This is a genomic window from Deltaproteobacteria bacterium (assembly GCA_018668695.1).
Taxonomy (GTDB): Bacteria; Myxococcota; XYA12-FULL-58-9; order XYA12-FULL-58-9; family JABJBS01; genus JABJBS01.
This window is the reverse complement of record JABJBS010000230.1, coordinates 1-2,201: the sequence shown is the minus strand read 5'-3', so window position 1 is coordinate 2,201 and position 2,201 is coordinate 1. Positions and strand designations below refer to the sequence as shown.

3 protein-coding genes are annotated in these 2,201 nt (G+C 50.2%); 2 read left to right on the top strand and 1 reads right to left on the bottom strand.

From position 1 onward, the window contains the following. The coding region (locus HOK28_12055) for a radical SAM protein (GenBank protein MBT6433822.1) at positions 1-739 on the bottom strand (739 nt) is incomplete at its 3' end. Between the two features lie 200 nt (positions 740-939). Here HOK28_12055 and HOK28_12050 point away from each other — a divergent pair. Continuing rightward, positions 940-1,458 carry a hypothetical protein gene (locus HOK28_12050; GenBank protein ID MBT6433821.1) on the top strand — a complete coding sequence of 173 codons (519 nt, stop codon included), beginning with the start codon at positions 940-942 and terminating at the stop codon, positions 1,456-1,458. A 198-nt stretch (positions 1,459-1,656) separates the two neighbouring features. After that, on the top strand, positions 1,657-2,201 hold a 545-nt coding region (locus HOK28_12045), incomplete at its 3' end, for a hypothetical protein (protein ID MBT6433820.1).

Here is a 2,201-nt window from a genome sequence, read left to right as displayed (position 1 = left end):
TTCGAAACAAAGCGCGCGTTGGCCTCGCTTCGTCTACCATGATGCGAAGCTCTCTGAGTAAATCAGGAACATCAGGGACCTCGAACTTACCTCGGGCAGCTTGCTTCGCAAGCGGTGTACCAGGAACAATTGTAACCGTGAGGGCCGAGAAAAACTCGGGATCCATCGCCGTAATGAGCTTGGCAGTTTCCTGTGCGTGCTGCACCGGCTCTTTCCCACCAATACCCAATAAAGCAATCACGGATATTTTCATTCCCGCCCGGTGGGCCTTATTCGCGGCTTCAACGTGGGCATCGAAATCATCGCCCTTGGCAATCTTCTTCAGGGTCGCGTTCGCTCCAGACTCCGGGCCGATATAGAGCTGCTTTAGACCCGCGTCGCAAAGTGCTTTGAGCTCTTTGTCGGTTTTCTCCAGAACATTACGCGCCATCGCGTAACAAGAAACGCGCCTAAGCTTTGGAAAATCACTTCTCGCCTGCTCGAGAATCGGTAGCCAATGGCCCATCGGCAACACCAAAGCATCACCGTCTCCCACGAAGATTTTTTGAACCGCATGGCTATATCTCTGACCAGCCTGGCCTAAGTCTTCGAGAGACTCCTCTAATGCGCGAACACGAAACTTCTTCGCCCGATACATGTCGCAGTAGGTGCAACGATTCCATGAACAACCAATGGTTGCCTGCAAGATATAACTGTCGGCCTCACTCGGAGGTCTGAAGATCGCACCTTCGTATCGCATGTTGAATTAGATAACGTTCTCAGCATCTTTTGACAATCAGAGTCTAATGCAGCCATTATTTTGGCGGAAATAGGCACAAAAATGTGGATTCATTTAAATATTGCACCTTGCAGGATGCGGTATTTCCTCGTATGCCTTCGCCGTATCTAGCCCAAACAGGTCTTCCCAAAGGCCACCATTTAATTTGAAGGGGATTCAAAATGAAACTCAACGCTCTTACATCTATGGCTCTTATTGTTGCTCTTGGTCTTTTCACTGCTTGCGGCGGCGAAGACACTGCTAAAGAAGGTGCAGACAATACTGAAGCAACGACCGAAACGACTGACACTACAGATGCAAACACTGATGCAACTGATGACACGACTGACAACAACACCACTGACAACAACACTGATATCGGTGGAAACGACAGCGGCAACAGCAGCAACGGTCCTGACTGCCTACAACAAGGCGCTCAGTGCTTTGAGTGTTTCGCACAAGCGGACATGGGCGGATACCAGGCATATGAAGTAGCTCTTTCTGAAAACTGCCTTTGCGCTAACGAGTGCGTTACAGAATGTACTGCTGAATGTGGTGGACAACAAGGTGACGGCGCATGTCAGCAGTGCCTCAACACGCTTCCACAAGGCTCAAGCTGCCAGCAAGATTTCAGCGCAGCATGCCAAGGCAACAACGTTTGCTTGAGCTTCGCGATGAACGTTCAAAACTGCCCTCAGTAGTCTGAACTTTTAGCAAAGCTAAAATCGAAGAGCGCTCGAGACCATTTGGTTTCGGGCGCTTTTTTTTTGCCTATCACCCTGGCTTCCACCGCTGAGCAATTTCTCTTTTTTCAACAACCTGCACTTCACAGTTGACGTATAGACCGGCGCAAGCCTATATCTACCCAAAAGTAGATAAACTCCTCTCAAGGATTAGCCATGCTCCATCCACGCACTTCACTTCTTCTCGCCTTCATCGCGGCCTGCCTGTTACTTGGCTGCGGCGCGGGAAGTCCGGAATCCTCTTCTCCAGATTCGCAAACTGACTCGGGCGCACCCACCCCATCTAGCGATGACAACCAAGCCGATACCGATGCCAACGACGAAGACACCAACGTTGAAGGTGCGCCGGCCACTCTGGCCATCGTCGAAGGCCTAGGCATAGGCGGCGTTGAGATTGGCGATACATTCGCTGAGATCAAAGCAATTCTGGGAGAGCCCGAATCACCCATGGGCTACAACCGAATGATTGTTGCCTCGTGGCCACAACTTGGTCTTGAAATATTTTTTGCATCTGAGCTGGATTTTGAAATCAACGACGCCGCCTGGGCCATGTCCATGAATACGACACAAGGAGATGGCTTTAGCGGCTCAGCCATTCCGGGAATGAATCGTTCTCAAATAGAGACAGAAGTGGGGACGACCAATGATGAAACACTTGGATACGCATTTTATGAATGCGGATTGGTTGTTCAATACGATGA